This is a genomic window from Pseudomonas psychrophila (genome assembly GCF_001043005.1).
GTDB lineage: Bacteria > Pseudomonadota > Gammaproteobacteria > Pseudomonadales > Pseudomonadaceae > Aquipseudomonas > Aquipseudomonas psychrophila.
Genome location: NZ_JYKZ01000012.1, coordinates 66,995 through 83,622, shown reverse-complemented (window position 1 = coordinate 83,622; position 16,628 = coordinate 66,995). Strand labels below are relative to the sequence as shown.

At 58.6% G+C, this 16,628-nt stretch carries 17 protein-coding genes and 1 other RNA gene; 4 read left to right on the top strand and 14 right to left on the bottom strand.

Annotated elements, in window-relative coordinates:
* Window positions 1-42 precede the first annotated feature (42 nt).
* From ffs to recR, 4 genes are all read left to right on the top strand, one after another.
* An RNA gene (gene ffs, locus TU76_RS24930) (signal recognition particle sRNA small type) lies at window positions 43-139 on the top strand.
* Between the two features lie 224 nt (window positions 140-363).
* Complete coding sequence (dnaX, locus tag TU76_RS20450) at window positions 364-2,415, top strand: DNA polymerase III subunit gamma/tau (RefSeq protein WP_048352408.1); 2,052 nt, start codon at window positions 364-366, stop codon at window positions 2,413-2,415.
* Between the two features lie 80 nt (window positions 2,416-2,495).
* Window positions 2,496-2,834 (top strand): YbaB/EbfC family nucleoid-associated protein, encoded by a 339-nt coding sequence (locus TU76_RS20445; RefSeq protein ID WP_019826710.1) that lies wholly within the window; start codon window positions 2,496-2,498, stop codon window positions 2,832-2,834.
* A 118-nt stretch (window positions 2,835-2,952) separates the two neighbouring features.
* Entirely contained in the window at window positions 2,953-3,555 is a 603-nt protein-coding gene (gene recR / locus TU76_RS20440) for a recombination mediator RecR (protein WP_019826708.1), read from the top strand.
* A 124-nt stretch (window positions 3,556-3,679) separates the two neighbouring features.
* Here recR and TU76_RS20435 read toward each other — a convergent pair whose 3' ends face one another.
* The 14 genes from TU76_RS20435 to ccoN form a co-directional block, all read right to left on the bottom strand.
* Complete coding sequence (locus TU76_RS20435) at window positions 3,680-4,225, bottom strand: adenine phosphoribosyltransferase (protein WP_019826705.1); 546 nt, start codon at window positions 4,223-4,225, stop codon at window positions 3,680-3,682.
* Between the two features lie 52 nt (window positions 4,226-4,277).
* Window positions 4,278-5,012: a fumarate/nitrate reduction transcriptional regulator Fnr gene (gene fnr / locus TU76_RS20430; protein ID WP_019826703.1), complete on the bottom strand. Its 735-nt coding sequence runs from the start codon at window positions 5,010-5,012 to the stop codon at window positions 4,278-4,280.
* Between the two features lie 119 nt (window positions 5,013-5,131).
* On the bottom strand, window positions 5,132-6,514 hold the full coding sequence (hemN, locus tag TU76_RS20425; RefSeq protein WP_046809964.1) for an oxygen-independent coproporphyrinogen III oxidase: 1,383 nt from the start codon (window positions 6,512-6,514) through the stop codon (window positions 5,132-5,134).
* Between the two features lie 110 nt (window positions 6,515-6,624).
* The gene (locus TU76_RS20420) at window positions 6,625-7,308 is read right to left on the bottom strand and encodes a sulfite exporter TauE/SafE family protein (protein WP_016780296.1); all 684 of its coding nucleotides are present in this window, start codon (window positions 7,306-7,308) and stop codon (window positions 6,625-6,627) included.
* Window positions 7,301-7,531 (bottom strand): cbb3-type cytochrome oxidase assembly protein CcoS, encoded by a 231-nt coding sequence (gene ccoS / locus TU76_RS20415; protein ID WP_019826698.1) that lies wholly within the window; start codon window positions 7,529-7,531, stop codon window positions 7,301-7,303. Before ccoS ends, TU76_RS20420 begins: the two co-directional genes overlap by 8 nt.
* 20 nt (window positions 7,532-7,551) lie before the next feature.
* Window positions 7,552-10,002, bottom strand: coding sequence for a heavy metal translocating P-type ATPase (locus TU76_RS20410; protein WP_048352407.1), 2,451 nt, complete (start codon window positions 10,000-10,002; stop codon window positions 7,552-7,554).
* 93 nt (window positions 10,003-10,095) lie between these two features.
* Window positions 10,096-10,638, bottom strand: coding sequence for a FixH family protein (locus TU76_RS20405; protein ID WP_019826693.1), 543 nt, complete (start codon window positions 10,636-10,638; stop codon window positions 10,096-10,098).
* Between the two features lie 11 nt (window positions 10,639-10,649).
* On the bottom strand, window positions 10,650-12,065 hold the full coding sequence (ccoG, locus tag TU76_RS20400) for a cytochrome c oxidase accessory protein CcoG (RefSeq protein WP_019826691.1): 1,416 nt from the start codon (window positions 12,063-12,065) through the stop codon (window positions 10,650-10,652).
* Between the two features lie 216 nt (window positions 12,066-12,281).
* Window positions 12,282-12,692 (bottom strand): type II toxin-antitoxin system VapC family toxin, encoded by a 411-nt coding sequence (locus tag TU76_RS20395; RefSeq protein WP_019826688.1) that lies wholly within the window; start codon window positions 12,690-12,692, stop codon window positions 12,282-12,284.
* Complete coding sequence (locus tag TU76_RS20390) at window positions 12,692-12,940, bottom strand: type II toxin-antitoxin system Phd/YefM family antitoxin (protein ID WP_048352406.1); 249 nt, start codon at window positions 12,938-12,940, stop codon at window positions 12,692-12,694. The genes TU76_RS20395 and TU76_RS20390 overlap by 1 nt, the downstream gene beginning before the upstream one ends.
* A gap of 144 nt (window positions 12,941-13,084) precedes the next feature.
* A complete protein-coding gene (ccoP, locus tag TU76_RS20385) occupies window positions 13,085-14,062 on the bottom strand; it encodes a cytochrome-c oxidase, cbb3-type subunit III (protein WP_019826684.1) in 978 nt (325 codons plus the stop codon).
* Window positions 14,059-14,250 (bottom strand): CcoQ/FixQ family Cbb3-type cytochrome c oxidase assembly chaperone, encoded by a 192-nt coding sequence (locus tag TU76_RS20380; protein ID WP_003447209.1) that lies wholly within the window; start codon window positions 14,248-14,250, stop codon window positions 14,059-14,061. Before TU76_RS20380 ends, ccoP begins: the two co-directional genes overlap by 4 nt.
* Window positions 14,251-14,255: 5 nt before the next feature.
* Window positions 14,256-14,864 (bottom strand): cytochrome-c oxidase, cbb3-type subunit II, encoded by a 609-nt coding sequence (ccoO, locus tag TU76_RS20375; RefSeq protein WP_019826678.1) that lies wholly within the window; start codon window positions 14,862-14,864, stop codon window positions 14,256-14,258.
* Window positions 14,864-16,306, bottom strand: coding sequence for a cytochrome-c oxidase, cbb3-type subunit I (gene ccoN / locus TU76_RS20370; RefSeq protein WP_019826676.1), 1,443 nt, complete (start codon window positions 16,304-16,306; stop codon window positions 14,864-14,866). The genes ccoO and ccoN overlap by 1 nt, the downstream gene beginning before the upstream one ends.
* Window positions 16,307-16,628: the final 322 nt, after the last annotated feature.

The following is a 16,628-nucleotide window of genomic DNA, read 5'->3' as shown; positions in this document are numbered from 1 at the left end:
ATGGCGCCGTTCGCTGCTAGGCGGATGTTGTTATGGTGACCCTATCGGTCCCCCCGCAACGATTACCCGTGAACCTGGTCAGATCCGGAAGGAAGCAGCCACAGCGGGAACATTGTGTGCCGGGGTGTGGCTGGTGGGGTTGCCTCCATTTTAAAAATCCTCAGTTCTGCAGGGTTTTAGTCAAAATTCCAATCGTGTGATCCTGTCTCTCCAGGCATTCTGCTGAACTGTCGGCGTGTTGCCGTGCGTGGGTAAAACCTGTTCTGCATAGGCTGCGAGCAGTTAAAAGTGCTCATCGGATGCAATTTTGGCCTTGCTCCGCTAGCATTAGCCCCTTCCGCTTTTCAGACGCGACGGTTATCAATGAGTTATCAGGTTCTTGCACGTAAATGGCGTCCGCGCTCGTTCCGCGAAATGGTCGGCCAGACCCATGTGCTCAAGGCTCTGATCAATGCCCTGGACAGTCAGCGCCTGCACCATGCCTACCTGTTTACCGGTACCCGTGGCGTCGGCAAGACCACCATCGCGCGGATCATCGCCAAATGCCTGAACTGTGAAACAGGTATTACTTCGACCCCCTGCGGCGAGTGTTCGGTGTGTCGCGAGATCGATGAAGGGCGTTTTGTCGACCTGATCGAAATCGACGCGGCCAGCCGAACCAAAGTAGAGGACACGCGCGAACTGCTCGACAACGTGCAATACGCGCCGAGCCGTGGGCGCTTCAAGGTCTACCTGATCGACGAAGTGCACATGCTTTCCAGCCATTCGTTCAATGCGCTGCTCAAGACCCTCGAAGAACCGCCGCCCTACGTAAAATTTATCCTGGCGACCACCGATCCGCAAAAATTGCCGGCCACGATCTTGTCGCGTTGCCTGCAGTTCTCGTTGAAAAACATGACGCCCGAGCGTGTGGTCGAGCATCTGACCCACGTGCTCAGTGCTGAAAACGTGCCATTCGAAGATGACGCGCTGTGGCTGTTGGGCCGTGCGGCCGATGGCTCGATGCGTGATGCCATGAGCCTCACCGATCAGGCCATTGCGTTTGGTGAGGGCAAGGTCCTGGCGGGCGATGTGCGCGCTATGCTCGGTACCCTCGACCACGGTCAGGTATTTGATCTGCTGCATGCCTTGATCGAAGGCGATGCTCGGGCGCTGCTTGAAGCCGTGCGCCATCTGGCCGAGCAGGGCCCGGACTGGAATGGCGTCCTGTCCGAGATCCTCAACGTTTTCCACCGTGTTGCCATTGCCCAGGCATTGCCGGATGGCGTCGACAATGGTCACGGCGACCGCGACCGCGTATTGGCCCTGGCCAAAGCGTTGCCGGCCGAAGACGTCCAGTTTTATTACCAGATGGGCCTGATTGGCCGGCGCGATTTACCGCTGGCGCCAGACCCGCGTGGTGGCTTTGAAATGGTCCTGCTGCGAATGCTGGCCTTCCGTCCAGCGGACACCGGCAATGTGCCGAGTCAGCCGCTAAAGCCAGTGGGGATCAGCCAGGCCACAGTTGATTCCACTCAAACCCTGGCGGCTGCAACACCTGTTGCGCCAGTAGTCATTGCGCCTGCTGTTGCGCCCACGCCGGTTGTCGAGGTTGCAGAGCCAGTGATCGCTCCTGCGCCTGTGGAGCCTCCCAAGGCGCCTGTCGTGCCAGAAAAGGACTTACCCTGGAACGAGCCGTCAATTCCGGTGATTGAGGTCGAGGCTGCTCCTGAGTCGGTGCTGGACACCGTCGGCGAGCCGCCTGAGTTACCGCCGATGCCCCTGCCTACACCTGACAGCGTGGTACCAGACGCGCCGCAGTGGAGCGAAGCACCGATCCCCGATCCGACGCCTGAACAGGTTGATGCGGCCCTGACGGGAATGGATCGTGACGACGAGCCGCCTCTGGACGAAGACTATATCGAGCCGGACATGGATTCGGCGGCGTACAGCTACCTCGACGAACTGGCCAGCGAGCACGCGGCTGAGCCTGCGCCGGAACCCGAGCCCTTGCCTGCCGCAATGCCTGCGACCGGGCTGGCCCTTGAATGGCTGAATATGTTCCCCAAATTACCGGTATCGGGCATGACCGCCAGCATTGGCGCCAACTGCACCTTGATCGCCGTTGACGGGGATGACTGGCTGTTGCACCTGGATCCGGCTCACAGTGCGCTCTTTAACCTGACCCAGCAGCGCCGACTCAACGATGCGTTGAACCAGTACACTCAACGCACGCTCAAAGTGACTATCGAGCTGGTCAAGCCGGAACAGGAAACCCCGGCCCAGGCTGCTTCGCGTTTTCGTGCAGAGCGTCAGCGACTGGCAGAAGAGTCGATCTATGCCGATCCGCTGATCCAGCAAATGATCGAGCAGTTCGGCGCGGCAGTCCGAGACGATACGATTCAACCTGTAGACGTTGCCCAGGCCCCGGCTTAGCAACGCCAGAATAAATACTTACAACCCGCAGTCGTAGTGATTGCGGGTGCATTGTCCAAATAACGTTTGAGGTGATTCCCATGATGAAAGGTGGCATGGCCGGCCTGATGAAGCAGGCGCAGCAGATGCAGGAAAAAATGGCCAAGATGCAGGAAGAACTGGCCAATGCAGAAGTCACCGGTAAGGCCGGTGGCGATATGGTGACTGTGGTCATGACCGGTCGTCACGACATCAAGCGTGTAAGCATCGATCCGGCCCTGCTGGAAGGCGTCAGCGAAGACGACCGTGAAGTGCTGGAAGACCTGTTCGCCGCTGCGGTCAATGACGCCGTTCGCAAGATCGAAGCAAACAGCCAGGACAAAATGTCTGGCGTGACCGCCGGCATGCAACTGCCGCCGGGCATGAAGCTGCCGTTCTAAGGCGCTCTAGAATGCCAGGCCCTGAACCTGGCATTTTTTTGCCTTTTTTACGGGCATTTGACGTCATCCCACACCGCGGGTATAAACCGCGTCTCGTTGTTTTGTCGGACCTTTCCCTATGAGCTTCAGCCCCCTGATTCGCCAACTGATCGATGCCTTGCGTACCTTGCCGGGTGTGGGTCAAAAGACCGCGCAGCGCATGGCTCTGCAATTGCTTGAGCGTGATCGCAGTGGCGGCTCGCGTCTGGCTTTGGCGTTGACCCAGGCGATGGACGGCGTTGGGCACTGCCGTCTGTGCCGAACCCTCACCGAAGACGATCTGTGCCCGCAGTGTGCCGACGTGCGCCGTGATGACACGTTGCTGTGCGTGGTCGAGGGGCCGATGGATGTGTATGCCGTTGAGCAGACCGGCTATCGCGGACGTTACTTTGTGCTCAAGGGGCACTTGTCGCCGCTGGATGGTTTGGGGCCAGAGGCGATTGGCATTCCGCAATTGATGACGCGCATTGCAGAGCAGGGCACCTTTGCAGAAGTGATCCTGGCGACCAATCCTACGGTCGAAGGCGAAGCAACTGCCCATTACATTGCTCAACTACTCAGCAATAAAGGCCTGATCGCTTCACGTATCGCGCATGGTGTGCCGTTGGGGGGGGAGCTTGAGCTGGTCGATGGCGGCACGCTGGCTCACTCGTTCTCGGGGCGTCGACCGATTACGCTCTGATAGGGATTGCCGGGGGTGACGCCTGTGGGAGCGGGCTTGCTCGCGATGGCATCAGCGCGGTTCAACTGAATGCCGCGGTGTCTGCATCGCGAGCCAGCCCGCTCCCACGGGTGATGTGCCGGTATTACTCGGTCAGTGAAAACTCGGTCAGGCAGAAGGTAGGTACACCCAAATCCTGCAGGCGCTGCGAGCCGCCCAGTTCAGGCAGATCAATAATCGCTGCCGCTTCGAATACCTGAGCGCCCATGCGGCGAACCAGATTGGCAGCGGCGATCAGGGTGCCGCCGGTGGCGATCAAGTCATCGACGATCAGCAACGAGTCGCCTTCGCACAAACTGTCGGCGTGAACCTCCAGAAATGCTTCGCCATATTCCGTCTGATAGCCTTCGGCCAAAACGTCAGCGGGCAATTTGCCTTGTTTGCGAAACAGGACCAGCGGTTTGTTGAGCTGATGGGCCAGCACCGAGCCGATCAAAAAGCCGCGGGCATCCATGGCGCCGATGTGGCTGAAGTCAGCCTCGACGTAGCGCTCGATAAAGCTGTCGGCGATCACGCGCATGGCGCGGGGGGATTGGTAGAGCGGGGTAATATCGCGAAAGATGACGCCCGGCTTGGGAAAATCAACTACCGGGCGGATCAGGGATTTGAGGCAAAAATCGTCGAAGACCATATCAGGTGTCCTGGCGTGCGTTAAGCGCGCCAGTATAACCCCTCAAGCCGCTTTAGACTTCCAGCGAACCACCTGCCAGGGCGCACAACTTGATCGGGTCAAGAATATGCACTTCCTTGCCTTCGGCTGTGATCAGCTGGTTTTCCTGCAGGCGTGTGAACACCCGGGACACAGTCTCTACGGCCAGACCCAGGTAGTTGCCGATTTCGTTGCGCGACATGCTCAGGCGATATTGATTGGCCGAGAAACCACGGGCGCGGAAGCGGGCTGACAGGTTAACCAAAAAGGTCGCAATACGTTCGTCGGCCGTTTTTTTCGACAGGAGCAACATCATTTGTTGGTCGTCGCGAATTTCGCGGCTCATCACGCGCATCAGTTGGCGACGAAGCTGGGGCAGTTGCACAGAAAGCTCGTCCAGACGTTCGAAAGGAATTTCGCACACCGGAGTGGTTTCCAGCGCCTGAGCCGATACCGGGTAGGTTTCCGTGTCCATCCCGGATAGGCCTACCAGTTCGCTTGGCAGATGGAAACCAGTGATTTGTTCTTCACCGTTGTCACTCAGGCTGAACGTTTTCAGTGCGCCAGATCGAACTGCGTACACCGAGCCAAACGTGTCGCCTTGGCGAAACAAAAACTCGCCTTTTTTCAGTGGGCGCCCGCGCTTGACGATTTCTTCCAGCGCGTCCATGTCTTCCAGGTCCAACGAAAGTGGCAGGCAGAGAGGTGCCAGGCTGCAGTCCTTGCATTGGGCCTGGCTATGAGCGCGCACTTTTACTGGCTCGGGCATTTCTTAAATCCTTGTAGGAAAACACACATAAGATGCAAGGGTAACCCAGTGGGGGAGGCTAGGCCAGCCGCACCACACCAGTGCACTCATCTCATGCAATAGAGGCCGTGTTCGAGACCTTAAATCACCCGCGAATATCGCTGGCGTGTTTGCTGCTCCAGGTAGGCATCGAACACCATGCACACCGAACGAACGAGTAACCGACCGGCAGGCAATACGGTCAATTGCCGATCGTCCAGAGCAATCAGCCCGTCCGCCGCCATGGTTTCGAGCATCGTCCACTGGTGTGCGAAATACCCCCGGAAGTCGATATTGAAGGCCTGCTCGATGTGTGCAAACGGCAGGTGCAAATTGCAAATGATCTGCTGGATCACTTCCCGGCGGATGCGATCATCCTGATTGCACAGCAGGCCACGGTGGGTGGCGAGCTGGTCACTGGCGAGGGTGTGCTGATAGTTGGCCAGGTCGCTGTCGTTCTGGCAGTACAGGTCACCAATCTGGCTGATGGCCGAGACGCCAAGCCCGACCAGGTCACAATGGCCGTGGGTGGTGTAGCCCTGAAAGTTGCGCTGCAGGGTTGATTCTTCCTGAGCGATTGCCAGTTCATCGTCCGGTAGCGCGAAGTGATCCATGCCGATATAGCGATAGCCGGCGCCAGTCAATTGCTCGATGGTGCGTTCGAGCATCTGCAATTTCGCGGCAGGCGAAGGCAGGTCGCTCGTATTGATCCGGCGCTGAGGCATGAAGCGTTCAGGCAAATGGGCGTAGTTAAACACTGACAGGCGATCCGGCTGCAAGCTGATTACTTCGTCAACCGTACGGGCAAAGGCCTCGGGGGTTTGCTTGGGCAAGCCGTAGATCAGGTCGATATTGATCGAGCGAAACTGCAGGGTGCGTGCGGCTTCGATCACCGCCCGTGTTTCCTCCAGGCTTTGCAGGCGATTGACGGCTCGCTGTACGTCTGGATCGAGGTCTTGCAGGCCGATGCTGACACGGTTGAAGCCCAGTTCACGCAACAGACCCATGGTCGACCAGTCGGCTTCCCGCGGGTCGATTTCGATGCCGTAATCACCTGAGTCGTCGTCCAGCAGGTTGAAGTGCTGGCGCAACGTAGCCATCAGATGGCGCAACTCATCGTGACTGAGAAAGGTGGGCGTGCCGCCGCCAAAGTGCAGTTGCTCGACCTTTTGTTTCGGATCGAGGTGGCAGGCAATCATCTGGATTTCTTGCTCAAGCCTTTGCAGGTAAGGCTGTGCCCGGCCACGGTCTTTGGTGATGACCTTGTTGCAGGCGCAGTAATAGCAAATGTTGGCGCAGAACGGCACGTGTACATACAGCGACAGCGGGCGCAGCGCCTTTCGGCTTTCGCGCAGCGCGTGCAACAGGTCGAACGGGCTGACCTGATTGTTGAACTGCATCGCGGTCGGATACGAGGTATAGCGCGGACCCGCCAGGTCGTAGCGGCGGATCAAATCTGGGTCCCAACGAATGGCGTCGAGCATGCGGGCATTCCCCTGGGATGGCTGGCAATGCCCAAGAGTCTAGGGGGTGAGTCGATGTTGCATCTTGATTTGCATCAAGGGCTGTGATTGCGGATGGAAGGTGCTCGAAGCTAATGCCCCATCAACCAATGCTGATGCGGGCCGGGCAGGGTCCAGATGCCGAACAGGATGACCAGCAGCCCCCCGGCCATGCGCACGCTGCGTTTGCGCAATAGTGCAGTGACCCGCTCGGCAGCAAGGCCGGTGGCCAGCAACACGGGCCATGTGCCAAGACCAAACGCCAGCATCAGCAATGCACTGTCGATCGCACTGCCCTGACTGGCGGACCAGATCAGCGTGCTATACACCAATCCGCAGGGCAGCCAGCCCCAGAGCGCACCCAGCAGCAATGCCCGCGGCAGGCTCGACACGGGTAACAAACGGGTGGCCACGGGCTGGATATGCCGCCACAGGCCGCGCCCCAGGCTTTCGATTCGGGTCAGGCCGCTCCACCAGCCGGCCAGGTACAGGCCCATGCAAATCAGGAGTAGTCCGGCCAGGATGCGCATGAACATTGCTGCGGGGCTATTGGCCACTGCCCAGCCCGCCAGCCCCAGCAGTAATCCTGCAGTGGCATAGCTGAGAATTCGCCCAAGGTTGTAGGCCAGCAGCAGCCTGAAGCGTCGGCTGCGTTGCTCTTTGGGAATGGCAAGGGTTAGCGCACCCATCAGGCCGCCACACATGCCCAGGCAATGCCCGCCGCCAAGCAGGCCCAAAATGACCGCCGAGACCAGCAGTGGCGCTAACTCAAGCATGGGGCGGGGTTTTGTTGTGGTTGTCGGTAATCGACTCCGGGTGCTGGTTCTTGGCTTCTTCGACGGCGGCGGTGTGTTGCGGGTCCTGGTCGTCGAACAGGATGCTGTGGGCGGGGCTGTCCAGATCGTCGTACTGGCCGCTGTCCACGGCCCAGAAAAAGATGTAGATGGCGATGGCGACAATCAGCAGGGCCGCAGGAATCATGACGTATAGCGCTGGCATATAGGCTCCAGGCGACCGGTTCAGGCCGGATGCGGGCGGGTGTGTGGCGTGGCCGAAGTATGTGCCTGATCAGGCATGCGCGTCAGGCGCAAGGCATTGAGCACCACGGTCAACGAGCTGATTGACATGCCGATGGCGGCCCAGATCGGTGTGATCCAGCCCAGTGCGGCAAATGGCAGCATAAGGCCATTGTACAGGCCAGCCCACAACAGGTTCTCGATGATCACCCGTCGAGTACGTTTAGCCAGGCTAAAGGCTTGCACCAGTGCGCCCAGGCGATTAGAGAGCAGTACCGCATCGGCGCTGGTCTTGGCCAGGTCCGTGGCCGATCCCATTGCCACGCTGATATCGGCCGCAGCGAGTACCGGGACATCATTGACCCCGTCCCCCAGCATCAACACCTTGCGCCCCTGTGCATGCAATTGTTGCAAAATTTGCAGTTTGTCATCCGGGCGTAATCCGCCTCGCGCTTCATCGATGCCCAGTTCGCCAGCCACGCTGGCCACCATCGGCGAGCTGTCTCCCGAGAGCAGTAGCGTACGCCAGCCTCGTGCCCTGCACGCAGCCAGCAACGCGGGAGCATCATCACGCAGGCGGTCATCCAGAACAAACCAGCCCAGTACACCTTCGGTATTACCCAACAATAACCATTGCCCAGGCTCATCCGGCATGGCCGGGACCCGGCACTGGCTCAACTCGCAGACAAACCCGGGCTGACCGATGCGCAAACGCTGTTCGCCAACCCGTCCTTCAAGGCCCAGGCCTGGAGTGCTGTGGACTTCTTCGGCGGCTTGCGGCGCGCGGCCAAAAGCACGGGCAATCGGATGTTCGGAGCGATTTTCGAGGGCGGCGGCGAGGGCCAGGCATTGATCGCTGTCCAGGTCGCTCAAGGGGCGAATGGTCCGCAGCGTCAGACGGCCTTCGGTCAGTGTGCCGGTCTTATCGAAAATCACGGTGTCGATCTGGTTGAGGCCTTCAATCACATGGCCACGGGTCAGCAGTAGTCCCAGTTTGTGCAGCGTGCCGGTTGCGGCGGTGAGTGCAGTGGGCGTTGCCAGGGACAATGCGCAAGGGCATGTGGCCACCAACATCGCCAGGACAATCCAGAAGGCCCGTGACGGGTCCAGTTGCCACCACAGCAAGCCGATCGCGGCAGCAGCGATCAACGAAAACAGGAGGAACCATTGCGCGGCCTTGTCGGCAATTTCGGCCAGGCGTGGTTTCTCGGTTTGGGCGCGGTCCAGCAAGCGCACGATGGCGGACAGGCGTGTGTCCTGGCCCAGGGCTGTGACTTCAATGGTCAGAGCGCCTTCGACATTCAGGGTGCCCGCCGTCACGGCGTCGCCTATACGGCGTGGCTGCGGCAAGTACTCGCCGGTGAGCAGGGACTCATCGACGCTTGATTGGCCATCAAGGATTTGGCCGTCTGCCGGAAGAATCGCGCCGGGGTGCACCAGTACCTTGTCGCCGACCTTAAGCTCGGTCAGCAGGATGCGTTCGCTTTGGCCGTCGTCAGCCAGGCGCAGGCAGGAGGCGGGCAGCAGATTGACCAGTTGTGCGGTGGCCGCCGCAGTGCGCTCGCGGGCTCGGCGTTCGAGGTAGCGCCCGGCCAGCAAGAACAAGGCAAACATGCCTACCGCATCGAAGTACAGCTCACCGACACCGGTGATGGCCGTCCAGATTCCGGCGATGTAAGCGCCGCCGATGGCCAGGGACACCGACACATCCATGGTCAGATGACGGGTGCGCAGGTCGCGCATGGCCCCCTTGAAGAAGGGAGCACAGCTGTAAAACACAATCGGCGTGGTCAGGAACAGCGCCACCCAGCGCAAGATGGTATGCATCTCGGGGCTGAGGTCGATATTGAATTCGGGCCAGGTGGCCATGGTTGCCATCATCGCCTGAAACCACAGCAGTCCGGCGACACCCAGTTGGCGCAAGGCCAGTCGGTTTTCACTGGCAAGCTGTTCAGTGGCGCGATCGGCCTGATACGGGTGCGCGACATAGCCGATATGCCGCAGCTCGCTCAGTATCGCGCTCAGCGGCAGTTGGCGCTGGTCCCAGCGTACGTGCAGCCGGTGGTTGGACAGGTTGAGACGGGCTTCGCCCACGGCAGGCAAAAGGCGCAGGTGTTTTTCAATCAACCAGCCACAGGCTGCGCAACTGATGCCTTCGATCAGCAGAGTGGTTTCGGCCTGTTCACCCTCGTGCCGCACAAAAGGCTTTTGCACGTCAGGGCGGTCATACAGTGCCAGCTCTTCTACCAGTTGCACGGGCAGGGCATCGGGGTTGGCGCAAGCTCCACTGCGGTGCTGGTAATAGCTTTCAAGGCCGCCGGCTACGATGGCTTCAGCCACCGCCTGGCAGCCCGGGCAGCAAAACTCGCGAACGTCACCAAGAACAACGGCAGTAAACCGACTGCCTGGCGGGACGGGCAAAGCGCAGTGATAGCAAGGTACGGGAGAGGTCATGGCGGTCTATCGCGGTGTGGTGGCGCCGGGAAATACGTCATCGCGGTCAAGCCCGCAGCCACATCTGTGGCCGCGGGCTTGACCGCGAAGAGGTTACTTCTTGTTGTGGTCTTCAGCGCCTTGCAGCGGCTCGTCACCCAACAACAGATCCTTGTCGTGGCCGACCAGTTCTTCTTCAAACAGGCGCCAGGTTTGGCCGTCTTCAACGCCCATCAATTCGACAAAGCGGCGACCTTCGATCTTGTCATCCAGCTGGCCGATGTAGCGTCCTGGTTCCGACTCGCTCTGGGTCAGGCTGATCTTGCGGTCTTTCTCGGGTTGGGTCGGGGAGATCAGGTTCAGTTCCAGAACCTGCGGTTTGCTGTTGCCTTCAAGCAACAGCACCACTTCGCCGGTCATCTCGTCCAGACGCAATTTGGCTTTCAGTTGCAGGGTCTGGCCCAGCAGCTCGCGATCAAGCGAGCGGTTGATCCCTTTGCCGGCCTCGTAGTAATTGTCGTTAACCAGATGATCCGGGTTGTTCACGGCAATGGTGACCATCGACAGGGTCAGGGTCACCGAGCAGGCGAGGATGGCAATGATGATCCACGGCCAAAGATGCTTGTACCAGGGGCTGGAGGGCTTTGCTGCGGGCATGTCGAATTCTCTTATCTGATTTGTGGGCCGATGAATCGGCTCTTGGCTTTAACATTGATGTCGTTGTTGTCGGCATCCTTGAGGATAAAGAACACCTCGTTGGTGCTGGACGGTAGCTTCTCGGGGGCAATCGACAACTCCACCGGCAGGCTGACGATATCGCCTGCAGCGACCTTGATTTCCCGTTTGCCTTGCAGCTTGAGATCGGGCAGGCCGGTGGCGTCCAGCACATAGGTGTGGTCTTGCTGATCTTTGTTCATGATCTTCAGGCTGTAGACGTTTTCAATGCGGCCTTCAGCGTTTTCGCGGTAGAGCACGCGGTCTTTGCTGACGTCGAAACCAACCAGTGTGCGGGTAAAGAATGCAGCAGCCAGCAGCCCCATCATGGTCAGCAGCACCAGGGCATAGCCAATCAGGCGCGGCCGCAGCTTTTGGGTTTTCTGGCCCGAAAGGTTGTGTTCGGTGGTGTAGCTGATCAGGCCGCGCGGGTAGTTCATCTTGTCCATGATGCTGTCGCAGGCGTCGATACACGCGGCGCAGCCGATGCACTCGATCTGCAGGCCGTCACGAATATCAATCCCGGTGGGGCATACCTGCACACACATGGTGCAGTCGATGCAGTCGCCCAGGCCTTGAGCCTTGTAGTCCGCATCTTTTTTACGCGGGCCACGGACTTCGCCGCGACGCGGGTCGTACGACACGATGAGGGTGTCTTTATCAAACATCACGCTCTGGAAACGGGCGTACGGGCACATGTAAATACACACTTGCTCACGCAGCCAGCCTGCGTTGCCGTAGGTGGCGAGGGTGAAGAAGCCGACCCAGAAGTACGCCCAGCCATCGGCCTGGCCGGTGAAGAAGTCGATGACCAGTTCACGAATCGGCGAGAAGTAACCGACAAAGGTCATGCCGGTGACAAAGCCGATCAACAGCCACAGGCTGTGTTTACTCAGCTTGCGCAGAAACTTGTTGGCGCTCATCGGCGCCTTGTCGAGCTTGATGCGTTGGTTGCGATCACCTTCAGTGACCTTTTCGCACCACATGAACACCCAGGTCCAGACGCTTTGCGGGCAGGTGTAGCCGCACCACACGCGCCCGGCGTACACGGTAATAAAAAACAGGCCAAAGGCGGCGACGATCAACAGCCCGGACAGGAGGATGAAATCCTGTGGCCAGAACGTGGCGCCAAAAATAAAAAATTTACGCTCCGGAAGGTTCCACCAGACCGCCTGGTGACCGCCCCAGTTGAGCCACACCGTTCCGAAATACAGCAGAAACAACAGGGCTCCGCCGCCGATACGCAGGTTGCGGAAAAGACCGGTGAAGGCTCGGGTGTAAATTTTTTCCCGGGCTGCGTACAGATCGGTGCTTTCAGTGGTTTTTTTGGCAGGTGGAGTGACGTCGTGTACAGGAATCTGATTGCTCATTAGTGCGTCCCACGGCAGTGGAAAATGCCTCGGTCAGTACATGCCGACCGCGGTCAGAAGGTGTTGCAGTAACGTAATGATACGCCTGTGACTCTAGCTCAAGGGTGCGACCTTTGGTCGCGTTCCGGAAAAGAAGAAGTTGGTATAGGAGTTGTAACAAGTCATGACATAGATCAATTGACTTAAGGCGGCAGGTGAGTTGCGCGCAGCCTTGAATCATAGCTCCCAAGGGTTGAGCAGGGCGGCGCCGCTGAAGGCGAAGTCCTTTGTATTGCGGGTGACGACAGTCATGTCATGAACCAATGCCGTGGCAGCGATCAGGGCATCGCTCTCATTGCTGCGGTCAGGGACGTGGAGGCGGGCGCATCGTCGGGCAACGCTGCCGTCGACTGACAGTACGCGCCCGGCAAAGGCAGGGATGACATGGTTGTCCAGCCAGTTGCGCAACGGTACGGCTTGCGTAGGGTCACGCCGCTCCAGGCGCAGGATGCCGGTTTCGATTTCTAGCAGGCTAATCGCCGAGATGTACAGTCTGTAGGCTGGGACAGTGCTGGCCCAGGCCACCACGTTGGGATTGGCCTGGGGTTTGCGCAGTTCAGAGATGACGTTGGTATCGAGCAGGAACATTAGAAGTCCACTGGGCGCGGGGTGATGATTGCGCGTTCGGGTTCAAATTCGACCGCTGGCTCTGGCATGACGAGCAGGTCGACGATGCTGGCGTTCAGTCCGGTCAGTCGTTGGTACTCTTCCATGCATAGCAGTACATGGGCGGGGCGACCACGATCGGTGATGTAAACCGGCCCAGCCTGGGCTGCTTTTTTGGCACCACTTGTGTCTTGGTTGAAATCGCGGCTTGAAATGGTCGTGATGGACATGGGCTGTTCCTCCCCTGAAAATACAATGTAGAAACGTTACTACCTTTTGGGCGGACGCTGCAACAGCTTGCCGGATCCTGAAACAAAATGGCCCCGCCAACTCTCGTTGGCGGGGCCATTTTTTGCTGCGTTCAGACGTCTGCGTTATTCGTCTGCCTTGGCTTCATCGCCATGGGACAGGCTGTAAACGTAGGCGGCCAGCAAGTGAACCTTGTCGTTCCCTTGCAGGTCAGCCTGTGCAGGCATCTGGCCCTGGCGGCCGTAACGGATGGTCTGCTGCAGTTGAGCGAAGCTCGAACCGTAGATGAACGCCCCCGGATGGGTCAGGTCAGGTGCGCCCATCAGCGGATTGCCTTTACCTTGAGGACCGTGACAAACCGCACAGTTGGTAGCGAAAAGCTCTTTGCCCTTGGCAGGGTCGGCTTTTGCACCTTCCGGCAATTTACGGCCGTCCAGGTTGGTCAGTACGTAGGCAGCTACGTCGCTGACGCCTTGCTCGCCAATCACTTCGGACCAGCCCGGCATGACGGCGTGACGGCCGGCCATGATGGTGGTCTTGATGTCAGCTGGCGTACCGCCCCAGCGCCAGTCGGCGTCGGTCAGGTTCGGGAAGCCATAGGCGCCCTTGGCGTCAGAACCGTGGCACACCGAGCAGTTGGATGCGAACAGACGGCCACCCATTTTCAGTGCTTGCGGATCCTTGGCTACTTCTTCAATGGGCATGGCAGCGAATTTGGCGAAGATCGGGCCGAACTTGGCGTCCGATTTGGCCATTTCTTTTTCCCACTCATGAACGCCGGTCCAGCCTGTCTGGCCATTGGCAAACTGGGTTTGCTCTTTGGTGTCTAGGTACTGGTAGCCCGGCAACAGGCCTTTCCAATTACCCAGGCCCGGGTACAGAACGAGGTAACCGAGGGCGAAAATGACGGTGCCGACAAACAGCATGAACCACCATTTAGGCATTGGGTTGTCGTACTCTTCGATCCCGTCATAAGCGTGCCCGACTTTCTCGTCGGTCTGCTCGCTGCGCTGGCCCTTGCGGGTGGCCAGCAACAGCCAGGTCAAGGCGAAGATGGTACCCAGAGTGAGGACTGTAACGTACAGACTCCAGAACGTAGTCATTCTTTGTTACTCCTAGAAGCTTGCTCTTGCTCGACGTGCTTGATGGCTTCGGGATCATCCTTGAACGGCAACAAGGTAGCGTCGTCAAATTCTGACTTGCGTCGCGGGCTGAATACCCACAAGGCCAAACCGATAAAAGCCACCATCACGACGACAGTGCCCAGGCCACGAATCATCCCGATATCCATTCAGATCACCGTTTGCTTTTGATGATGGTGCCCAAGCCCTGGAGGTAAGCCACCAGTGCGTCCATTTCAGTTTTGCCCTTCACGGCATCCTTGGCACCGGCGATGTCTTCGTCGGTGTAAGGAACGCCGAGGTCGCGCAAGACCTCCATTTTTCTCGCGGTGTCCTTGCCGTCCAGCTTGCGCTCTACGAGGAACGGGTACGCGGGCATGATCGACTCAGGCACAACGTTGCGCGGGTTGTACAAGTGCGCTCGCTGCCAGTCATCGGAGTAACGACCGCCGACACGGGCCAGGTCCGGGCCGGTACGCTTGGAACCCCACAGGAACGGGTGATCCCACACGCTTTCACCGGCGACCGAGTAGTGGCCGTAACGTTCGGTTTCGGCACGGAACGGACGGATCATCTGCGAGTGGCAGCCGACACAGCCGTTGGCGATGTAGATATCACGGCCTTCCAGTTCCAGTGCGGGGCGAGGCTTCATGCCCTCAACCGGAGTGTTGGTCACTTCCTGGAAGAACAGCGGAACGATTTGGGTCAAGCCGCCAATGCTCACGGCGATGACCATGAAGAAGGCCATGAGGCCAATATTCTTCTCGATTGTTTCGTGCTTCATCAGTGGGCTCCAACTACAGAGATCTTGCTCGCCGCTTCAGCTTCTGCCGGGTTCGACGCACGTACGGTGCGGAACACGTTGTAGGCCATGAACAGCATACCGCTGGCGAAAATGGCACCGCCGAGGGCGCGAACGATAAAGCCCGGGTGACTGGCTTGCAGCGCTTCGACGAACGAGTAGGTCAGCGTGCCGTCGTCGTTGATTGCACGCCACATCAGGCCCTGAGTGATGCCGTTGACCCACATCGAAGCGATGTAAAGCACGGTACCGATGGTCGCGAGCCAGAAGTGCACGTTGATCAGGCCGGTGCTGTACATCTGCTTTTGGCCATAGACTTTCGGGATCATGTGGTACATGGCGCCGATCGAAATCATCGCAACCCAACCCAGTGCACCCGCGTGAACGTGGCCGATGGTCCAGTCGGTGTAGTGCGAAAGCGCATTGACGGTCTTGATTGCCATCATAGGGCCTTCGAAGGTCGACATGCCGTAGAAGGCCAGGGACACAACGAGGAATCGCAGGATCGGGTCAGTGCGCAATTTATGCCATGCGCCCGACAGGGTCATCATGCCGTTGATCATGCCGCCCCAGCTTGGAGCCAGCAGAATGATCGACATCGCCATACCCAGCGACTGGGCCCAGTCCGGCAGGGCGGTGTAGTGCAAGTGGTGCGGACCTGCCCAGATGTAGAGGGTGATCAGCGCCCAGAAGTGCACGATGGACAGGCGATACGAGTAGATCGGACGCTCGGCCTGTTTCGGCACGAAGTAGTACATCATGCCGAGGAAGCCAGTAGTCAGGAAGAAACCTACAGCGTTGTGTCCGTACCACCACTGGATCATGGCGTCAGTCGCACCGGCGTATGCCGAGTAGGACTTGAAGAAGCTCACCGGCAGGGATGCGTGGTTGACGATGTGCAGCATTGCAGTCACAAGAATGAAGGCACCGTAGAACCAGTTACCGACATAGATATGCTTGGTTTTACGCTTGGTTATGGTTCCGAAGAACACAATGGCGTACACCACCCAGACGATTGCCAGCAGGATAGCCAGAGGCAACTCCAGCTCTGCGTATTCTTTGCTCGTGGTGTAACCCAGCGGCAAGGTGATGATCGCGCCGATGATAACGGCCTGCCAACCCCAGAAGGAGAACGCGGCCAGCGAGTCAGAGATCAGCCGCGTTTGGCAGGTGCGCTGCACGACGTAATAAGAGGTGCCAAACAATGCACAGCCACCAAAGGCAAAGATCACAAGGTTGGTATGCAAGGGGCGCAGACGGCCGAAGGTCGTCCATTCAAGGCCAAGGTTCAATTCAGGCCACACAAGCTGTGACGCGATGAAAACCCCGAGCCCCATGCCAAGGATCCCCCAGACCACCGTCATGATGGCGAACTGGCGGACTACCTTATAGTTATAAGCAGTCGGACTGATTGCTGTGCTCATTCTAAGGTTCCACGGTTTAGGTGTTTTATTAGGATAAAAATCGGTCGCAAGTATGTATAAAGCGTAGGGGTATTGCAACGAAGCATGACCCCGGTCAATGCTTTCCAAGGCTTATTCTGCGGCCTTTCCATGCAGGGAGTAAGGTCAAACGGACCTCTCTAAAATGCCGCACGGAGGGCAAAATCCAAGGGGGAGATGCGGGCAGGTTCAACTGGGGGTAAGGCATGGCGAGAGCATGGCGAACTTCGCAATGGACGACAGCCGTTGTAAACCCACTAGTGTGGCCCGTAACAGTGCCCTTCAACCTACCGATTAATTTCAC

Coding starts and splice junctions, on each gene's coding strand:
- dnaX (WP_048352408.1), top strand. CDS start 364: ATGAGTTATCAGGTTCTTGCACGTAAATGGCGTCCGCGCTCGTTCCGC.
- TU76_RS20445 (WP_019826710.1), top strand. CDS start 2,496: ATGATGAAAGGTGGCATGGCCGGCCTGATGAAGCAGGCGCAGCAGATG.
- recR (WP_019826708.1), top strand. CDS start 2,953: ATGAGCTTCAGCCCCCTGATTCGCCAACTGATCGATGCCTTGCGTACC.
- TU76_RS20435 (WP_019826705.1), bottom strand. CDS start 4,225: ATGGTCTTCGACGATTTTTGCCTCAAATCCCTGATCCGCCCGGTAGTT.
- fnr (WP_019826703.1), bottom strand. CDS start 5,012: ATGCCCGAGCCAGTAAAAGTGCGCGCTCATAGCCAGGCCCAATGCAAG.
- hemN (WP_046809964.1), bottom strand. CDS start 6,514: ATGCTCGACGCCATTCGTTGGGACCCAGATTTGATCCGCCGCTACGAC.
- TU76_RS20420 (WP_016780296.1), bottom strand. CDS start 7,308: ATGCTTGAGTTAGCGCCACTGCTGGTCTCGGCGGTCATTTTGGGCCTG.
- ccoS (WP_019826698.1), bottom strand. CDS start 7,531: ATGCCAGCGCTATACGTCATGATTCCTGCGGCCCTGCTGATTGTCGCC.
- TU76_RS20410 (WP_048352407.1), bottom strand. CDS start 10,002: ATGACCTCTCCCGTACCTTGCTATCACTGCGCTTTGCCCGTCCCGCCA.
- TU76_RS20405 (WP_019826693.1), bottom strand. CDS start 10,638: ATGCCCGCAGCAAAGCCCTCCAGCCCCTGGTACAAGCATCTTTGGCCG.
- ccoG (WP_019826691.1), bottom strand. CDS start 12,065: ATGAGCAATCAGATTCCTGTACACGACGTCACTCCACCTGCCAAAAAA.
- TU76_RS20395 (WP_019826688.1), bottom strand. CDS start 12,692: ATGTTCCTGCTCGATACCAACGTCATCTCTGAACTGCGCAAACCCCAG.
- TU76_RS20390 (WP_048352406.1), bottom strand. CDS start 12,940: ATGTCCATCACGACCATTTCAAGCCGCGATTTCAACCAAGACACAAGT.
- ccoP (WP_019826684.1), bottom strand. CDS start 14,062: ATGACTACGTTCTGGAGTCTGTACGTTACAGTCCTCACTCTGGGTACC.
- TU76_RS20380 (WP_003447209.1), bottom strand. CDS start 14,250: ATGGATATCGGGATGATTCGTGGCCTGGGCACTGTCGTCGTGATGGTG.
- ccoO (WP_019826678.1), bottom strand. CDS start 14,864: ATGAAGCACGAAACAATCGAGAAGAATATTGGCCTCATGGCCTTCTTC.
- ccoN (WP_019826676.1), bottom strand. CDS start 16,306: ATGAGCACAGCAATCAGTCCGACTGCTTATAACTATAAGGTAGTCCGC.